The sequence below is a fragment of the Allobosea sp. 10L422 genome (genome assembly GCF_056395345.1).
In genome coordinates this window covers 736680-752895 of the sequence record NZ_JBFTJI010000001.1, presented here as the reverse complement: position 1 = coordinate 752895, position 16216 = coordinate 736680, and the positions used below count along the sequence as shown (strand labels likewise).

The 16216-nt window shown below is 66.1% G+C and carries 13 protein-coding genes; 10 read left to right on the top strand and 3 right to left on the bottom strand.

Going from position 1 to position 16216, the window contains the following annotated elements; all coding sequences use genetic code 11:
• Nucleotides 1–205 precede the first annotated feature (205 nt).
• Nucleotides 206–559, top strand: a complete 354-nt coding sequence (locus AC1DEZ_RS03515; RefSeq protein ID WP_441512718.1) for a hypothetical protein — start codon at nucleotides 206–208, stop codon at nucleotides 557–559.
• Between the two features lie 78 nt (nucleotides 560–637).
• Here the strand turns inward: AC1DEZ_RS03515 and AC1DEZ_RS03510 are convergent, their stop codons facing one another.
• The gene (locus AC1DEZ_RS03510) at nucleotides 638–3016 is read right to left on the bottom strand and encodes a heavy metal translocating P-type ATPase (RefSeq protein WP_476778646.1); all 2379 of its coding nucleotides are present in this window, start codon (nucleotides 3014–3016) and stop codon (nucleotides 638–640) included.
• 244 nt (nucleotides 3017–3260) lie between these two features.
• On the opposite strand from AC1DEZ_RS03510, the gene AC1DEZ_RS03505 reads away from it, so the two are divergent.
• Nucleotides 3261–4454, top strand: coding sequence for a CaiB/BaiF CoA transferase family protein (locus tag AC1DEZ_RS03505; protein WP_476778645.1), 1194 nt, complete (start codon nucleotides 3261–3263; stop codon nucleotides 4452–4454).
• Nucleotides 4455–4465: 11 nt separating this feature from the next.
• Nucleotides 4466–5248, top strand: a complete 783-nt coding sequence (locus tag AC1DEZ_RS03500) for an enoyl-CoA hydratase/isomerase family protein (RefSeq protein WP_476778644.1) — start codon at nucleotides 4466–4468, stop codon at nucleotides 5246–5248.
• Between the two features lie 184 nt (nucleotides 5249–5432).
• On the opposite strand, the gene AC1DEZ_RS03495 is transcribed toward AC1DEZ_RS03500, so the two are convergent.
• Nucleotides 5433–6758 carry an MFS transporter gene (locus AC1DEZ_RS03495; RefSeq protein WP_476778643.1) on the bottom strand — a complete coding sequence of 442 codons (1326 nt, stop codon included), beginning with the start codon at nucleotides 6756–6758 and terminating at the stop codon, nucleotides 5433–5435.
• A 136-nt stretch (nucleotides 6759–6894) separates the two neighbouring features.
• On the opposite strand from AC1DEZ_RS03495, the gene cyoA reads away from it, so the two are divergent.
• Genes cyoA through AC1DEZ_RS03470 form a run of 5 tightly spaced genes read left to right on the top strand, consistent with a single transcriptional unit; the run spans nucleotide 6895 to nucleotide 11829 of the window.
• On the top strand, nucleotides 6895–8025 hold the full coding sequence (gene cyoA, locus AC1DEZ_RS03490) for a ubiquinol oxidase subunit II (RefSeq protein WP_441512713.1): 1131 nt from the start codon (nucleotides 6895–6897) through the stop codon (nucleotides 8023–8025).
• Between the two features lie 29 nt (nucleotides 8026–8054).
• On the top strand, nucleotides 8055–10055 hold the full coding sequence (gene cyoB / locus AC1DEZ_RS03485; protein WP_476778642.1) for a cytochrome o ubiquinol oxidase subunit I: 2001 nt from the start codon (nucleotides 8055–8057) through the stop codon (nucleotides 10053–10055).
• Nucleotides 10056–10064: 9 nt separating this feature from the next.
• A complete protein-coding gene (gene cyoC / locus AC1DEZ_RS03480; protein ID WP_476778641.1) occupies nucleotides 10065–10700 on the top strand; it encodes a cytochrome o ubiquinol oxidase subunit III in 636 nt (211 codons plus the stop codon).
• Nucleotides 10697–11071, top strand: coding sequence for a cytochrome o ubiquinol oxidase subunit IV (gene cyoD / locus AC1DEZ_RS03475; RefSeq protein ID WP_441512710.1), 375 nt, complete (start codon nucleotides 10697–10699; stop codon nucleotides 11069–11071). The genes cyoC and cyoD overlap by 4 nt, the downstream gene beginning before the upstream one ends.
• Nucleotides 11072–11079: 8 nt before the next feature.
• Nucleotides 11080–11829, top strand: coding sequence for an SURF1 family protein (locus AC1DEZ_RS03470; protein ID WP_476778640.1), 750 nt, complete (start codon nucleotides 11080–11082; stop codon nucleotides 11827–11829).
• Between the two features lie 11 nt (nucleotides 11830–11840).
• On the opposite strand, the gene AC1DEZ_RS03465 is transcribed toward AC1DEZ_RS03470, so the two are convergent.
• Nucleotides 11841–13220 carry a M20/M25/M40 family metallo-hydrolase gene (locus AC1DEZ_RS03465; RefSeq protein WP_476778639.1) on the bottom strand — a complete coding sequence of 460 codons (1380 nt, stop codon included), beginning with the start codon at nucleotides 13218–13220 and terminating at the stop codon, nucleotides 11841–11843.
• A 325-nt stretch (nucleotides 13221–13545) separates the two neighbouring features.
• Here AC1DEZ_RS03465 and AC1DEZ_RS03460 point away from each other — a divergent pair, with 325 nt between their 5' ends.
• Both AC1DEZ_RS03460 and AC1DEZ_RS03455 read left to right on the top strand, forming a co-directional pair.
• Complete coding sequence (locus AC1DEZ_RS03460; protein ID WP_476778638.1) at nucleotides 13546–14730, top strand: MalY/PatB family protein; 1185 nt, start codon at nucleotides 13546–13548, stop codon at nucleotides 14728–14730.
• 190 nt (nucleotides 14731–14920) lie between these two features.
• The gene (locus AC1DEZ_RS03455; protein ID WP_476778637.1) at nucleotides 14921–16207 is read left to right on the top strand and encodes an NAD(P)/FAD-dependent oxidoreductase; all 1287 of its coding nucleotides are present in this window, start codon (nucleotides 14921–14923) and stop codon (nucleotides 16205–16207) included.
• Nucleotides 16208–16216: the final 9 nt, after the last annotated feature.

Here is a 16216-nt window from a genome sequence, read left to right as displayed (position 1 = left end):
GCGGCCGAGATGGATCGACAGCGGTTCGTCGAATCCGTGAGGATGGGGCGCTGTCTGCCGGGCAGAAATTGCCCGATCCGCCCGGCGCGGCAAGCGCCTCCTATTGCGGACTATCATCTAACATATTGAAATAGATGATAAATACCCGATTCTTGGCAGCGGCCTGGAGATTGCAGGTCCGTAGTCCAGCAGAAAGGAGCGCGCGATGTCCGTCTCGTTCTCGACCTCGAACTGGCCGATCAATCTACCGACCACCTATGCGACCAAGCCGACGGCGGAAGGCGAATCGCAACAGGATTCCGCCGCGTCCACGGCCGCTTCCTCGTCGTCGCCCTCGTCCTCGACCGAGGCCGAGTTTCTGAAGATCGCCCGGATGACGCCCGAAGAGCGGGTCCAGAAGGCGATCCTCGACAAGCTGGGCATGACCGAGGAGCAGTTCAACAAGCTCGACTCGAAGGCCAAGGCCGACGTGATGGCCAAGGTCCGTGACGAGATGCTCAGGCAGATGGAGGCGAAGAACGAGCGCCGGACCGGAGCCTTCGCCGATATCAGCGTCTGAGTGCGCCGAGCCGGGCTGATGCGCTGAAGCCGGGCTTGCGCCCGGCCTCGTTCGTCAAGGTCCGATCCGCGTCGGCCTTCAGCTCGCCTTGCCGGCGTCGAAGCGCAGCAGCCGCAGCGCGTTTGCTGTGACGATGACGGTCGCGCCGGTGTCGGCGAGGATCGCGACCCAGAGCCCGGTGTAGCCGAGCACGCTGGTGACCAGGAACACGGCCTTCAGCCCGAGCGCGATCGTGATGTTGGCGCGGATATTGGCCATCGCCGCCCGCGCCAGCCGGATCAGCGCCGCGACGTCGCGGACGCGGCTCTTCAGCACCGCGCCATCGGCCGTCTCTAGCGCGACATCCGTCCCTGAGCCCATGGCGACGCCGATGCTGGCCGCTGCAAGCGCCGGCGCGTCGTTGATGCCATCACCGACCATCATCACCGGGGCTTCGGCAGCGAAGGCCTTGATCGCCGCGACCTTGTCGTCGGGCATCAATTCGGCCTTGTGCTCCATGCCGAGGCCAGCGGCGATGGCGGCGCCGGTGCGGGCATTGTCGCCGGTCAGCATGGCCGAGCGGATGCCCATCGCCTTGAGTTCGGCGATTGCGGCAGCGGCGTCCTCGCGCGGCTCGTCACGCAGCGCGATGAGGCCGGCGAGCGCGCCGTCGACGACAACCGCGGCGACGGTCTTGCCGGCTGCCTCCAGTTCTTCGGCGGCGAGGCGTGCCCTTTTGTCGAAGGCAGCGCGCGTCTCCGCGTGCCGCGGCGCGCCGACGAAGATCGCGCGGCCGCCGACGCTGCCGGTAACGCCCTGGCCGGCGAGCGCCGCTGCCTCGGCTGCCGGCGCATAGGCGATGCCGTCGGCGCGGGTGCGTTCGAGCACGGCTTCGGCGAGCGGGTGGGCAGAGCCGTGCTCGACGGCGGCGGCCAGCGCCAGGACCTCCGATTCGCTGGCGGCGAGGGCGACGATGTCGGTGACGCGCGGCTTGCCCTGTGTCAGCGTTCCGGTTTTGTCGAAGGCGACGAGGCCGGTCTTGGCGGCGGTCTCGATGACGACGCCGCCCTTCATCAGCAGGCCTTGGCGGGCGCCGGCCGAAAGAGCGGCGGCGATCGCGGCCGGCACCGAGATGACCAACGCGCAGGGGCAGCCGATCAGCAGCAGCGCCAGAGCGCGGTAGATCCAGATCGACCATTCGGCGCCGAGCAGGAGCGGTGGCACCAGCGCGACCAGCAGGGCGAGCCCGACGATCGCCGGCATGTACCAGCGCGAAAAACGGTCGATGAAGCGCTCGGTCGGGGCGCGGGCCTCCTGCGCTTCCTCGACCAGGCGGATGATGCGGGCGATGGTGTTGTCCTCGGCCGCCTTGTCGACGCGCACGCGCAGCGCCGCCTCGCGATTGACCGAGGCGGCGAAGACGGGTTCGCCGACACCCTTGGTCTTCGGCACGGATTCGCCCGTGACCGGGCTCTCGTCTATGCCGGAGATGCCGTTGGTGATCTCGCCGTCGGCCGGGATGCGGTCGCCCGGGCGGACGAGCACGATCTGGCCGATTTTCAGGCTGGCGGCATCGACCTGCCGGGTCGCGCCGTTCTCCTCGACGAGGGCGGTCTTGGGAACGAGATCGCCCAGTGCCCGGATCGAGGCGCGGGCGCGGTCGGCTGCGACGCCTTCGAGAACCTCGCCCACGGCGAAGAGGAAGACGACCAGCGCCGCTTCCTCGGCCGCGCCGATGAAGAGCGCGCCGACGGCGGCGATCGTCATCAGCATCTCGATGGTGAAGGGAATGCCGGCGCGGGCGGCCGCGAAGGCGCGCTTGGCGACCGGGAATACGCCGATGACGCAGGCCAGGATGAGGGCCCAGTGGCCGATATCGGCGGCAAGCAGGCGGATGGCGTATGCGGCGCCGAGAAGCAGGCCGGTGCCGAGGACGAGGCGTCCCTTGCCGGTCTGATACCAGCGTGCGCCGTCGGGCGTCACTTCATGGACATGGCCGGGAAGGCCGTGGCCATGGTCGCTCGCCGGCGCTGCCTTGGCGGGTTTCGGGTCATGGTCGTGTCCATCGTGGCCGTGAGCATGGTCGTGGCTGTGCGCGTGGTCCGAGCGGCAGGCTTCGCCATGCTCATGGCCGGCAGGGCCATGCTCGTGCCTGCCGTGATTCTGCCCGCCATGATCATGCTCATGATGGTCGTGGCCGCAGCAACTGCCCTTCGCGGCCGGCTTCTCAGCCGGGGCCCTCGCCAGCGCCGCGGCCGTGTAGCCGAGCCCGTTGACGCGCTTCTCGATCGCCTCAGGCGTGGTCTGGCCCGCATCCAACGAGAGCGTCAGGGTCTCAGACATCACCGAAAGCTTGACGTCGCTGACGCCGGGGAGGCGCTCGACCGCGCCGCGAATCTTCGTCGCGCAGCTCGCGCAATCCATGCCGCCGACCTTCCAGGAGAGGGTCTTGGTTTCGGCTGGGGATGGGGCGGCCATATCTTCAGTCTCCGTGTGGCTTCGCTACGGGACCTCTTCTCTACAAGCTGTAGCCACTTCAGCTTCAAGGGAAAAATTCGGGTTCAGCGTGCACGGCGCCATAAGACTGCAAGCAGAAGCCGAAGCGCCGAAAACCAGGCGTGTCCCATTATGTGCCCAGCGCCTGCATGCAGTATGCGCAAGGCGATTGACGGGCCCGGGAAGACGACCGGATAGTTCGCTCCAGGGAGGAGCGAGCGAAAAAATGGCGCAGCCAAGACCGTCCACGGCCCTCGCCGGGCTCAAGGTACTCGATTTGACCCGCGTGCGGGCCGGGCCGACCTGCGTGCGCGTCTTCGCCGATTTCGGCGCCGACGTGATCAAGGTGGAAAGCCCGCCGGGGCTCGATCCCAACGAGAACATGAGCGGCCCGCGCCTAGGGTACGACATGCAGAACCTGCATCGCAACAAGCGCTCGCTGGCGCTCAATCTGAAGACGCCGGAGGGCAAGGCGATTCTGATGAAGCTCGTCGACGATGCCGATCTGCTCGTCGAGAACTTCCGGCCCGATGTGAAGGAACGGCTCGGGCTCGATTTCGAGACGTTGCACGCCCGCAATCGGCGGCTGATTCTGGTCTCGATCTCCGGCTTCGGCCAGTCCGGCCCATACCGGACCCGCGCGGGCTTCGATCAGATCGCACAGGGCATGGGCGGGATGATGTCGGTGACCGGCCTGCCGGGCCAGGGACCGGTCAGAGCTGGAATAGCGCTCGCCGATTCCTCCGCCGGGCTCTACGGCGCGGTCGGCGCGCTGGTGGCGCTGCAGGAGCGCGCCACCTCGGGCAAGGGGCAGTGGGTGCAGACCTCGCTGCTCGAAGCCCAGATCGCGATGATGGACTTCCAGGCGGCGCGCTATCTCGTCGAGGGCTCCGTTCCGCCGCAGGCTGGCAACGACCACCCCTATCAGACGCCGATGGGCGTCTACCGCACGCGCGACGGCGCGATCAATCTCGGTGTCGGCGGCGAGGAGCAGTGGCGTTCGTTCTGTCGCGCGATCGGGCGGCCGGAATGGGGGGCGGATGCGCGCTACGACAGCACGGAGAAGCGCTTCGAGCGTCGTCCGGAACTGCGGGAGGTGATCGAGGAGCGGCTTGCCGAGGCTGACAGCTCCGCGTGGCTGGAGATCATGGAGCGTCACAGCGTGCCGGCCGGCCCGATCTACGCGGTCGACCAGATGTTCGAGGACCCGCAGGTGCGCCATCTCGGCATCGCCAGGCCAGTGAGCCATCCCGAACTCGGCGATATCCGCCTTGTCGGCCAGCCGGTGACGCTCTCGCGCACGCCGGCCGATGTCGCGACGCCGACACCGGCGGCCGGGCAGCATAATGACGAGATCCTCGCTGGGCTCGGCTATGACGAGGCAGGGCTCGCAAGACTGCGGGCCGAAGGCGTGATCTGATGGAGGCCTGCGTGAACGACGAAATCCTGTATGCAGTCGAGAATGGGGTGGGCACGATCACGCTCAACCGGCCCCAGGCGCGCAACGCGCTGACCTTCGCCATGTATGAGCGCATCGCCGAGATCTGCCGTGATCCGGCTGATCATGGCGATCCGCGCGTGATCGTCATGACCGGGGCCGGCGACAAGGCCTTCGCGGCCGGCACCGATATCGCCCAGTTCCGTGCCTTCAAGAGCGCCGAGGACGCGCTGGCCTATGAGGAGCGGATCGAGAAAGTGATCGGCACGATCGAGCGCTGTGCGGTGCCTACACTCGCTGCGATTTCCGGTGCGGTGACGGGGGGCGGCGCGGCGATCGCGCTCGCCTGCGATCTCAGGATCGCGAGCATGACGGCGCGCTTCGGTTTCCCGATCGCGCGCACGCTCGGCAATTGCCTGTCGATGGAGAATTATGCGCGGCTTTACGCCATCCTCGGCCCGGCAAGGGTCAAGGACATCGTCTTCACCTCGCGGCTGGTCGAGGCGGAGGAGGGGCAGCGCATCGGTCTCTACAGCGAGTTACTGCCGGACCATGCTGCGTTGATGGCTCGCGCGGGCGAGCTTGCGCAGACCATTGCTGGCCATGCGCCGCTGACCATGCGCGCGACCAAGGAAGCGATGCGCCGCCTGACGGCCGCGACCGCCGAAGGGCTCGACGGCAGCGACCTCGTGACGCTCTGCTACACCAGCGCCGATTTCCGCGAGGGCATGGAAGCCTTCCTCGGCAAGCGCCCGCCGAACTGGACGGGGCGCTGATTCGAGCTGTGCCGCTATTCCGGGGCAGGCCGCGGGCCTGAGGCCGCACCCGTGGACTCCGCAATCGTCATGCTCGGGCTTGACCCGAGCATCTCGTGCCAAGCGTGCTTCGAGCGCCCCATCTTCGCGCGATTCTCAGGTCTCCCTTCGGTCGCCCGAGAATGACGGTGGTGAGCGGCCCCGCTCAGCCGTAGCTGCGCTCCAGCCTGCGGTCGATTGCCAGCGCCGCCAGCGTGCAGAGCGCGCCGGAGAGCAGATAGACGCCGACCCAGGCGAGGCCGAAGGTGCTCGATACGGTGAGCGCCACCAGCGGCGCGAAACCGGCGCCGATCAGCCAGGCGAAGTCGGAGGTCAGTGCCGCGCCGGTGTAGCGGTACTGCGTGCCGAAGCTCGAGGCGACCGCGCCTGCGGTCTGGCCGTAGGAGAGACCGAGGAGGCCGAAGCCGATGATGACGTAGATCGTCTGGCCCGCCTGGCTGTCGCCGAAGAGCAGCGGCGCGACGATGCTCGACAGGCTGAACAGGGCGATCATCGCACCGGACAAAAGCAGAGTGTTGCGGCGGCCGATCTGGTCGGCGATCAGGCCGGAGGTGACGATCGCGCCCGCTCCGACGACGCCGCCAGCGCCCTGGACCAGCAGGAATTCCGAGACCGAGCGGTCGGTAAAGAGGTTGATCCAGCTCACCGGGAAGATGGTGACGAGGTGGAAGAGCGCGAAGCTTGCCAGCGGCACGAAGGCGCCGAGGACGAGCGTGCGGCCATGAACCCGGATGAGTTCGGACACCGGCACCGGCATCAGCTCGCGCGTTTCCATCAGCTCGGCGAATTCATGGGTCGCGACCATGCGCAGCCGGGCGAAGAGCGCCACGACGTTGATCGTCAGGGCGACGAAGAAGGGGTAGCGCCAGCCCCAGCCGAGAAAATCCGCCTTCGAGAGCGCACCCTCGAAATAGGCGAACAGCCCGGCAGCGAGGATGAAGCCGAAGGGGGCACCGAGCTGCGGCAGCATGGCATACCAGCCGCGCCGATTGGGCGGCGCGTTGAGGGCGAGCAGCGAGGACAGGCCATCCCAGGCGCCGCCGAGCGCGATGCCCTGCAGCAGCCGGAAGCCGGCGAGGATGACGACGGACCAGATGCCGATCGTCTCGTAGCCCGGCAGGAAGGCTATGGCGGCCGTCGCGCCGCCGAGAAGAAACAGCGCCGCAGTGAGCTTGGTCGCCCGGCCGTAGCGCCGGTCGATCGCGAAAAACAGCACCGAGCCGAAGGGGCGCGTCACGAATGCCAGCGCGAATATGCCGAAGGCGTAGAGCGTGCCGGTGAGCCGGTCGACGAAGGGGAAGACCAGTTCGGGGAAGACCAGCACGCAGCCGAGGCCGAAGACGAAGAAGTCGAAATATTCCGACGTCCGGCCGATAATGACGCCGAGCGCGATATCGGCGGGCGTCACATGGTCCCGCCCGTGCTCGTCCGTCAGATGCCCCGATGAATGGCTCGCCGCGTCAGCGCTCATGACCGCGAATTCCTCGCTGGGGGGCTCACCGGAACAACCGGACTTGCCCGCACCTCATACAAATGGATACGGTGGATAGAAGCCACCCGTCAAACCGCCGCAATGGGACAGATTGTCCGATGTGCGGTGCGAAAGAATGGGAATAGAGAACGTCGGTTCCCGGAAGAGGGAGGTCTCGAGTCTCTTGCGCATCTTTCGTTTTTTAGCGGCTTTGCCGGTTTTTGCGCTGCTTGGCGGATGCCAGTGGGTCCTGCTGTCGCCGTCGGGCGATGTTGCGATGCAGCAGAGAAACCTCATGCTCGCCTCCACGGCGCTGATGTTGCTCATCATCATTCCAGTGATGGCGCTGACGATTTTCTTCGCCTGGCGCTACCGTGCCTCGGCCAATGCCAGCTATCATCCGGATTGGAACCATTCGCTGCCGCTTGAGGTGGTGATCTGGTCGGTGCCGCTGCTGATCATCATCGTGATCGGCGCGATGACCTGGATGGGCACGCATCTGCTCGATCCCTATCGGCCGCTCGACCGCATCAGCGCTTCCAAGCCGACCGTCGAGGCGAGAGCGGGTGGCAACGGGCCGACAAAGCAGCCGCTGGTGATCCAGGTCGTGGCGCTCGACTGGAAATGGCTGTTCCTCTACCCGGCGCAGGGCATCGCCTCGCTGAACGAGGTGGTGGCGCCGGTCGATCGGCCGATCGAGTTCCGCATCACCTCCTCCTCGGTGATGAACTCGCTCTTCATTCCCGCGCTCGCCGGCCAGATCTACGCAATGCCGGGCATGCAGACGAAGCTCAACGCCGTGATCAACCATCCCGGCGACTTCGAGGGCTTCTCGGCCAATTACAGCGGCGCCGGCTTCTCAGACATGCGCTTCCGCTTCCACGGCGTCGACGAGAAGAGTTTCGGCGAGTGGGTGCAGGGCGCGATCCGCAACGGCAACCCGCTCGGGCGCGAGGAGTATCTCGTGCTGGAGAAGCCGAGCGAGCGCGAGCCGGCGCGCCTGTTCCGCGACGTGCCCTCCGATCTCTTCGGTGCCATCCTGAATATGTGCGTCGACCGCGCGAAGATGTGCATGCGCGACATGATGGCGATGGACGCCAAGGGCGGCGGCGGCAAGGAAGGTATCCATATCGTTGCGCAGCTGGAATACGACAAGAGCGTACGCCGGGGTGGGCAGCCGATGCCGCCGCGCCCCTTCGTGACGGCGATCTGCACGCCGACCGATGTCTACGGCACCGCGGGCGTCACCGCCCGCGTCGCCAACTGAAGCGCTTTCGCTAGCGAGCCGAGTGAACAATGACCTCCTATCCCGACTGGTGGAAGCTGCTGTTCGGACGCTTCACCCTCGAGGCGATCCCCTATCACGAGCCGATCCTGATCGGGACGTTCGCCGCGGTCGCGCTCGGCGGCCTCGCGCTCATCGCGCTGATCACCCGCTTCAAGCTCTGGGGCTATCTCTGGCACGAGTGGTTCACCAGCGTGGACCACAAGAAGATCGGGATCATGTACATGATCCTGGGCGTGATCATGCTGCTGCGCGGCTTCGCCGACGCGCTGATGATGCGCGGCCAGCAGGCGATCGCCTTCGCCGGCAATGAGGGCTATCTGCCGCCGCACCATTACGACCAGATCTTCACGGCCCACGGCGTGATCATGATCTTCTTCGTGGCGATGCCCTTCGTCACGGGCCTGATGAACTATGTCATGCCGCTGCAGATCGGCGCGCGCGACGTCGCCTTCCCCTTCCTGAATAATTTCAGCTTCTGGATGACGGTGGGCGGCGCCGTGCTGGTGATGATGTCGCTCTTCGTCGGTGAATTCGCCAAGGTCGGCTGGCTTGCCTATCCGCCGCTCTCGGGGGCGGCCTACTCGCCCGGGGTCGGCATGGACTACTACCTGTGGGCGCTGCAGATTGCGGGCGTCGGCACGACCTTGTCGGGCGTCAACCTGATCGCGACCATCGTGAAGATGCGCGCTCCCGGCATGGACTTGATGAAGATGCCGGTCTTCAGCTGGACGGCGCTGTGCACCAACGTGCTGATCGTCGCGACCTTCCCGATCCTGGCGGCGACGCTCGCGCTGCTGACGCTCGACCGCTATGTCGGCACCAACTTCTTCACGAACGATCTCGGCGGCAACCCGATGATGTACGTGAACCTGATCTGGATCTGGGGCCACCCGGAGGTCTATATCCTGATCCTGCCGATCTTCGGGGTCTATTCGGAGGTGGCCTCGACCTTCTGCGGCAAGCGCCTCTTCGGCTATGCCTCGATGGTCTATGCGACGGTGGTCATCACCATCCTGTCCTATCTTGTCTGGCTGCACCATTTCTTCACGATGGGCTCCGGCGCCAGCGTGAACTCGTTCTTCGGGATCACGACGATGATCATCTCGATCCCGACGGGCGCGAAGATCTTCAACTGGTTGTTCACGATGTATCGCGGCCGCATCCGCTTCGAGCTGCCGATGATGTGGCTCCTGGCGTTCATGCTGACCTTCGTCATCGGCGGCATGACCGGCGTGATGCTCGCGGTGCCGCCGGCCGATTTCGTGCTGCATAACAGCCTGTTCCTGATCGCCCATTTCCACAATGTCATCATCGGCGGCGTGGTCTTCGGCGTCTTCGCCGGCATCGCCTACTGGTTCCCCAAGGCCTTCGGCTTCAAGCTCGACCGGTTCTGGGGCCTGCTCTCCTTCTGGTTCTGGGTGATCGGCTTCTACGTCGCCTTCATGCCGCTCTATGTGCTCGGCCTGATGGGCGTGACGCGGCGCCTCAGCCGGTTTGAGGATCCCTCGCTGCAAATCTGGTTCGTGGTTGCGGCTGTGGGAGCGGTGCTGATCGCCCTGGGGATCCTCTGCTTCCTGATCCAGATCGGTGTCAGCATTATGCGCCGCGAGGAGTTGCGCGATACGACCGGCGACCCCTGGGACGGGCGCACGCTGGAATGGTCGACCTCGTCGCCGCCGCCGGCCTACAACTTCGCCTTCACGCCGATCGTCCACGACCTCGACGCCTGGGCCGACATGAAGAAGCGCGGCTACAAGCGTCCGCTCGGCGGCTTCCGGCCGATCCACATGCCGCGGAACACCAGTGCTGGTCTGATCATCGCCGGGCTCGCGACAATCTGCGGCTTCGCTTTGATCTGGTACATCTGGTGGCTGGCGGCGCTCAGCTTCGTCGGCGTCCTGGCGACGGCGATCGGGCATACCTTCAACTATAACCGCGACTTCCACATTCCGGCCGAAGCCGTTCTGCGCGAAGAGGATTCGCGCACCCAACTGCTCGGCCGGGCCTGAGGGGCGATGATGGCTAAGGCGATAGCGGAAGCGCAGGCTGCGAACGGCGTTCCGGCGTTCTACGTGACGGAGGAAGAGCACGAGCACTCCGGCGGCTCGACCATGCTCGGCTTCTGGCTCTACATCATGAGCGACTGCCTGGTTTTTGCGGTCCTCTTCGCGACCTTCGGCGTGCTCGGGCGCAACTATGCGGCCGGGCCATCAGGCGCCGATCTGTTCGACCTCAGGCTGGTCGCGATCAACACGGCGATGCTGCTGTTCTCCTCGATCACCTACGGCTTCGCCATGCTGGCGATGGACAAGGGCCGGCAGGCGGCGATGCAGGGCTGGCTCGTCGTCACCGGCCTCTTCGGCCTCGCCTTCCTCGCGATCGAGCTCTACGAATTCGCGCATCTCATCCACGAGGGCGCGACGCCGATGCGCAGCGCCTTCCTGTCCTCCTTCTTCACGCTGGTCGGCACGCACGGGCTGCACGTCACCTTCGGCCTGATCTGGCTGACAGTGCTGATGGTCCAGGTCAGGCGGCGCGGGCTGATCGAGGCCAACCGGCGCCGGCTGATGTGCCTGAGCATGTTCTGGCACTTCCTCGACGTCGTCTGGATCGGCGTCTTCACATTCGTTTATCTGATGGGCGTGCTGAAATGAGCGCTAGCCAGAACCACGCCGAACATCACGACGAGCATGGCGGCGACGGTCAGCCGCATGGCAGTCTGCGCGGCTATGTCACCGGCTTCCTGCTTTCGGTCGTCCTGACCGCGATCCCATTCTGGCTGGTCATGAACGACGTGCTCAGCAATTCGATGCTGACCGCAATCGTGATCATGGGCTTTGCCGCCGTGCAGATCGTCGTCCACATGGTCTATTTCCTGCACATGAACAGCCGCTCCGAGAGCGGCTGGACGATGATGGCGCTGATCTTCACGATCGTCATCGTGGCGATTGCGCTCTCCGGCTCGTTGTGGGTGATGTACCACCTCAACACCAACATGATGCCGACCGAGCTGCACAAGATGTGAGGCGGCTCGTGCCCGCGGGCGCTACGGGCAAGCGGCGCGCAGGCGCCGGACGCCTCATCTTTGCTGCGGCCCTGACCCTCGTCACGCTGGTTTCCGCCGGCCTCGGCATCTGGCAGGTGCAGCGGCGTAGCTGGAAGCTCGACCTGATCGCCCGGGTCGAGGCGCGGATTCACGCCGCGCCCGTGACTGCACCGGGTCCGCTGGAATGGCCGGCCATCGCGGCTGATACTGCCGAGTATCGCCGCGTCGCCATGCAGGGCCGTTATCTTGAGACGCCTGAAACACTGACGATGGCGGTGACCGAACGCGGCCCGGGCTTCTGGGTGATCGCCCCCTTCCGCGCCGATTCGGGTTTCACGGTCCTCGTCAACCGCGGTTTCGTGCCGGAGGATCGGCGCGGGGTCGAAGAGCGGCGCAAGGTGGCCGGCGAACAGGCGAGGGTGGTCGGGCTGTTGCGGCTCACCGAGCCGGGCGGCGGCTTCTTGCGCGCCAACGATCCCGCCGCGGGCCGCTGGCATTCTCGGGACGTTGCCGCGATCGCCTCGGCGCGAGGGCTTGGCGAGGTCGCGCCCTATTTCGTCGATGCCGACGCGGCGAGCGAACCAGGGCCGTTGCCGCAGGGCGGCATGACCCAGGTCAGCTTCCGCAACACGCATCTGATCTATGCGCTGACCTGGTTCTGCCTTGCCCTTTTGAGCGCCGGAGGCCTCATCTTCGTGCTGAGAGGCAAGGCCCGCGAGGAAGCGCCGGCCTCATAGTTCCAGCCGGCTCAGCCCTCGCCCTGCAATTGCCCGAGTTCATGCAGCAGCGCCGCGCCCGTCCTGATCCCGCTCTGGAAACAATCCAGTGTCATGTTTTCGTTCGGGGCGTGGTTGGCTTCATCATGGTTGGCATAGGGCGTGACATAGGCGGGGATGCCGAGGATCTTGGTGAAGACGTAGTTCGGCAGGCTGCCGAAACCGGCCGGGATCAGCAGCGGCTCCTCGCCATGGGCGGCGACGAAGGCGCGGCGTAGCGGCACCGTATAGCGCGAGGCGATCTGCGTCTTCGAGGGCTGCATGCCGGTTTCCTCGACGATGAACTCGACCTCCGGCGCATGCTTGGCGACATGGGCCGCAACCTTGCGCAGGATGTCCTCCGGGTCCTGCGCCTCGACGAGGCGGATATCGCATTTCACCAATGCCTCGTTCGGCAGCACGGTCTTGGTGCCCGGCCCGCCGTAGCCGCCGTGGAAGCCGTTGATCGTCAGCGTCGGCTGGAAGCACAGGCGATCATAGAACGGCCGGTCGAGCGGCGCGTCGAGGCGCTTGAGGTCGAGCCCTTGCTTGAATGCGTCCAGATCGAGCGGCAGGCGCTCGATCGCCTCCAGATCCTCGGAGGTCGGCGGCTGGACGTCGTCGTGCAGGCCCTCGATGGTAATCTCGCCATTGGCGTTCTTCATGGTGGCGAGCAGGTGGACCAGCGTCCAGATCGGGTTCGGCACGACACCGCCGAAATTGCCGGAATGGACGTCGCGGCTGGCATGGCGGCAGCGTAAATCGAAGGAGACGACGCCGCGCGAGCCGAACTTGATGGTGGGCGCGCCGCTGGCATGGCGCGGGCCGTCGGCGGTGACGGCGAGATCGGCCTTCAGCTTGTTCTGGTTGGCGCGCACGAAGCCGGCGATGCGCGGGCTACCGATCTCCTCCTCGCCCTCCAGCAGCAGGATGACATTGCAGGGCAGTTCGCCATGGACCTTGAGATGGGATTCGATCGCGAGGATCTGGGCGAAGTGCTGGCCCTTATTGTCGCCAACGCCGCGTGCATAGAGCCGGCCGTCTCGAATCGTGGGCTCGAAGGGCGGGGAAACCCATTTGTCGAGCGGGTCCGGTGGCTGCACGTCGTAATGGCCGTAGAGCAGCACAGTCGGCTTGCCCGGTGCCTTCTCCCAGCGGGCGAGGACCATGGGATGACCCTCGGTCTGCACGAGGCTGGTCTCGAGCCCGATCTCCGTCAGCATCTCGACCAGCAGCGCCCCGACCTCGGCGATGCCGATATTCTCGGCGCTGATGCTGGGGTGGCGCAGATAGGCGATCAGCCGGTCGAGGAAGGCGCTGCGGTTGGCTTCGATATGATCGAAGACCGGAGCAAGGGCGTCAGAGGAAGCCATTTCGTTATAGGCCTTTGCAGAAGAACGTTGCGATTGTGAATCAAGGGCGGCCCCGCAGGTCGGGCCAGCTCCCGAGCACGGCGCGGGCAGCCTAGAAGTTGATCCTGCAGCTCTCAACCGGTGCGCCTCGCCATTCCTGCCACAGCAGCCATGCGGCAAGGACAGGCCGCGAGGTCGACCGCCATACGCCCTCCGCCTGCGACGTCATGCTGATTTTCGAAAGCCGTCGTGGCGGCTACGCCGGTTTACGTTCGCGATCCGACGCGGCAGAACGGGTGGCAGCGGACCGTATTCAACACCTCGCGGCCGCTTCTGGGGATCATCAATGTTTAGAACGCCGGACTTCGACGAGCTGATCGACCGCCGCGGAACCCATTCCGCCAAATGGGACATGATGGAGAAGAATTATGGCGTGTCGGCTTCCGACGGCATCGCCATGTGGGTGGCGGACATGGATTTCCGGCCACCGGCCTGCGTCCAGCAAGCGGTCGAGCGCATGGCGAGCCATGGCGTCTACGGCTATTTCGGCGATGACCGCACGAACAGCGACGCCATTCGCTGGTGGATGAAGACCCGGCACGGCTGGGATGTCGCGCCGGAGGCGATCTTCACCACCCACGGCCTGGTCAACGGCACGGCGCTCTGCGTCGATGCCTTCACCGCGCCGGGCGACGGCGTCGTGCTGATGACGCCGGTCTACCACGCCTTTGCCCGCATCATCCGCTCCGCCGGGCGGCATGTCGTGGAGTGCCGGCTGGCGACAGAGGACGGGCGCTACGTCCTCGATATCGCTGGCTGGGATGCGCAGATGACCGGCCGTGAGCGGATGCTGATCCTGTGCTCGCCGCATAATCCCGGTGGGCGCGTCTGGACCGGCGACGAACTCCGCGAGATCGCCGCCTTCTGCAAGCGCCACGACCTGATTCTCGTTGCCGACGAGATCCACCACGATCTGGTCATGCCGGGATTCCGGCACACCGTCATGCCGCTGGCCGCTCCCGACATCCTCGATCGGCTCGTGATGATGACGGCGACCACCAAGACCTTCAACATCGCGGGCGCCCATATCGGCAATGTCATCATCCCCGACGAGGCTCTGCGCGAGCGGTTCCGCGCGCGGATGAACGCGCATGGCATCTCGCCCAACTCCTTCGGCATGGCGATGGCGACGGCCGCCTACAGCCCCGAAGGGGCGGCCTGGGTCGATCGGCTCGTGGCCTATATCGACGGCAATCGGAAGCTGTTCGACGACGGGGTGAATGCCATTCCCGGTCTGCGCTCGATGCCGCTTGAGTCGACCTATCTCGCCTGGGTGGATCTCGCGGGAACCGGCATGGAGCGGGCGGAGTTCACCGCCCGTGTCGAGAAGCAGGCGAAGATCGCGGTGAACCACGGACCGAGCTTCGGGGCCGGTGGCGACAGCTTCCTGCGCTTCAATCTTGCGACGCCGCGCGCCACCGTGGTCGAGGCCGTCGAGCGGCTGCAGCAAGCGTTCCGCGATTTGCAGTAGCGCTGCTGGACGGGCGGCTACGCCCGGCCGGCAGAACGCGCACTGCGCTCGGTGCGGGACAGCGACCGCGTCCCGCATCCATCTCTCCGCTTTCCGTCGAGCCCGCTCCGGCTTATTGATGGGGGCGGGAGACCTCATGAGACGCATCTCCGGATACCGTCGCCACCGCCTCGCTGACATCGGATAGCCGATGACGGCCGACGCTCCCCACCACGTCGTCATCGTCGGGGCCGGCTTCGGCGGGCTGGAAGCGGCGCGCAACCTTGCCGCCGCGCCGGTCAACATCACGGTCGTCGACCGGCGCAACCACCACCTCTTTCAACCGCTGCTCTATCAGGTCGCGACGGCGTCTTTGCCGACCTCGGAGATCGCGTGGCCGGCGCGCTCCCTGCTGCGGCGCTATCCGAACGTCACGACGTTGCTGGGCAGCGTCGTCGGCGTCGATGCGGACGCCAAGACTGTGCTGATCGATGGCGAGCCAGCGCTCGCTTTCGATAGCCTGATCCTCGCGACCGGAGCGCGCCACGCCTATTTCGGCCATGACGAATGGGAGCCCTATGCGCCCGGCCTGAAGACGCTGGAAGACGCGACGAAGATCAGGCGGCGGATATTGTCAGCCTTCGAACAGGCAGAGTGGGAGACCGACGAGACCCGGCGTGCCGAGCTGCTGACCTTTGTCATCATTGGCGCCGGGCCGACTGGCGTCGAGCTCGCCGGGACGATCGCCGAGCTGGCGCATGACACGCTGCGCGCCGATTTTCGCAATTTCGATACGCGCAACGCGCGGGTGGTTCTGGTCGAGGCGGGCCCGCGCATCCTGGCGGGCTTCACCGAGGACCTTTCGGCTTATGCCGAGCGGGCGCTGATCGGCCTCGGCGTCGAGGTCCGGACCGGGCACGCCGTGTCGCGCTGCACCGAGGACGGTATCGCGCTTGGCGATGCCTTCCTGCCGGCGAAGACGATTTTGTGGGCGGCGGGCGTTGCGGCCTCGCCGGCGGCTGAATGGCTGGGAGCGCCAGCCGACCGGGCAGGGCGGGTGATGGTCGAGCCCGATCTCTCCGTACCCGGCCACGCCGAGATCTTCGTGGTCGGGGATACGGCCCATGTCGTCTCGGCCGACGGCAAGCCCGTGCCAGGCGTGGCGCCCGCGGCGAAGCAGGAAGGGCGATACGTCGCCGGGGTGATCAAGGCCCGGCTGAAGGGCGCCGCCGCGCCGCCGCCCTTCGCCTACAGCAATGCCGGCAACCTCGCGACCATCGGCAAGCGCGCGGCCATCGTCGATTTCGGCTGGATCAAGCTGAAGGGGCGCATCGCCTGGTGGACCTGGGGTATCGCGCACATCTTCTTCCTGATCGGCCTGCGCAATCGCCTCGCCGTCGCGCTGAACTGGCTGTGGATCTATGTCAGTGGGCACCGCAGCGCCCGGCTGATCACGCAGGGACCGACGAAAGGCGGCGAAACCGACGTTCCTCGCTGACGGGCTGCC

Excerpts from the sequence above, each read along its gene's own strand:
- AC1DEZ_RS03505 (WP_476778645.1), top strand. The coding sequence starts at position 3,261 with ATGGCGCAGCCAAGACCGTCCACGGCCCTCGCCGGGCTCAAGGTACTC.
- AC1DEZ_RS03455 (WP_476778637.1), top strand. The coding sequence starts at position 14,921 with ATGACGGCCGACGCTCCCCACCACGTCGTCATCGTCGGGGCCGGCTTC.
- AC1DEZ_RS03510 (WP_476778646.1), bottom strand. The coding sequence starts at position 3,016 with ATGGCCGCCCCATCCCCAGCCGAAACCAAGACCCTCTCCTGGAAGGTC.
- cyoC (WP_476778641.1), top strand. The coding sequence starts at position 10,065 with ATGGCTAAGGCGATAGCGGAAGCGCAGGCTGCGAACGGCGTTCCGGCG.
- cyoA (WP_441512713.1), top strand. The coding sequence starts at position 6,895 with ATGGGAATAGAGAACGTCGGTTCCCGGAAGAGGGAGGTCTCGAGTCTC.
- AC1DEZ_RS03460 (WP_476778638.1), top strand. The coding sequence starts at position 13,546 with ATGTTTAGAACGCCGGACTTCGACGAGCTGATCGACCGCCGCGGAACC.
- cyoB (WP_476778642.1), top strand. The coding sequence starts at position 8,055 with ATGACCTCCTATCCCGACTGGTGGAAGCTGCTGTTCGGACGCTTCACC.
- AC1DEZ_RS03495 (WP_476778643.1), bottom strand. The coding sequence starts at position 6,758 with ATGAGCGCTGACGCGGCGAGCCATTCATCGGGGCATCTGACGGACGAG.
- cyoD (WP_441512710.1), top strand. The coding sequence starts at position 10,697 with ATGAGCGCTAGCCAGAACCACGCCGAACATCACGACGAGCATGGCGGC.
- AC1DEZ_RS03465 (WP_476778639.1), bottom strand. The coding sequence starts at position 13,220 with ATGGCTTCCTCTGACGCCCTTGCTCCGGTCTTCGATCATATCGAAGCC.
- AC1DEZ_RS03515 (WP_441512718.1), top strand. The coding sequence starts at position 206 with ATGTCCGTCTCGTTCTCGACCTCGAACTGGCCGATCAATCTACCGACC.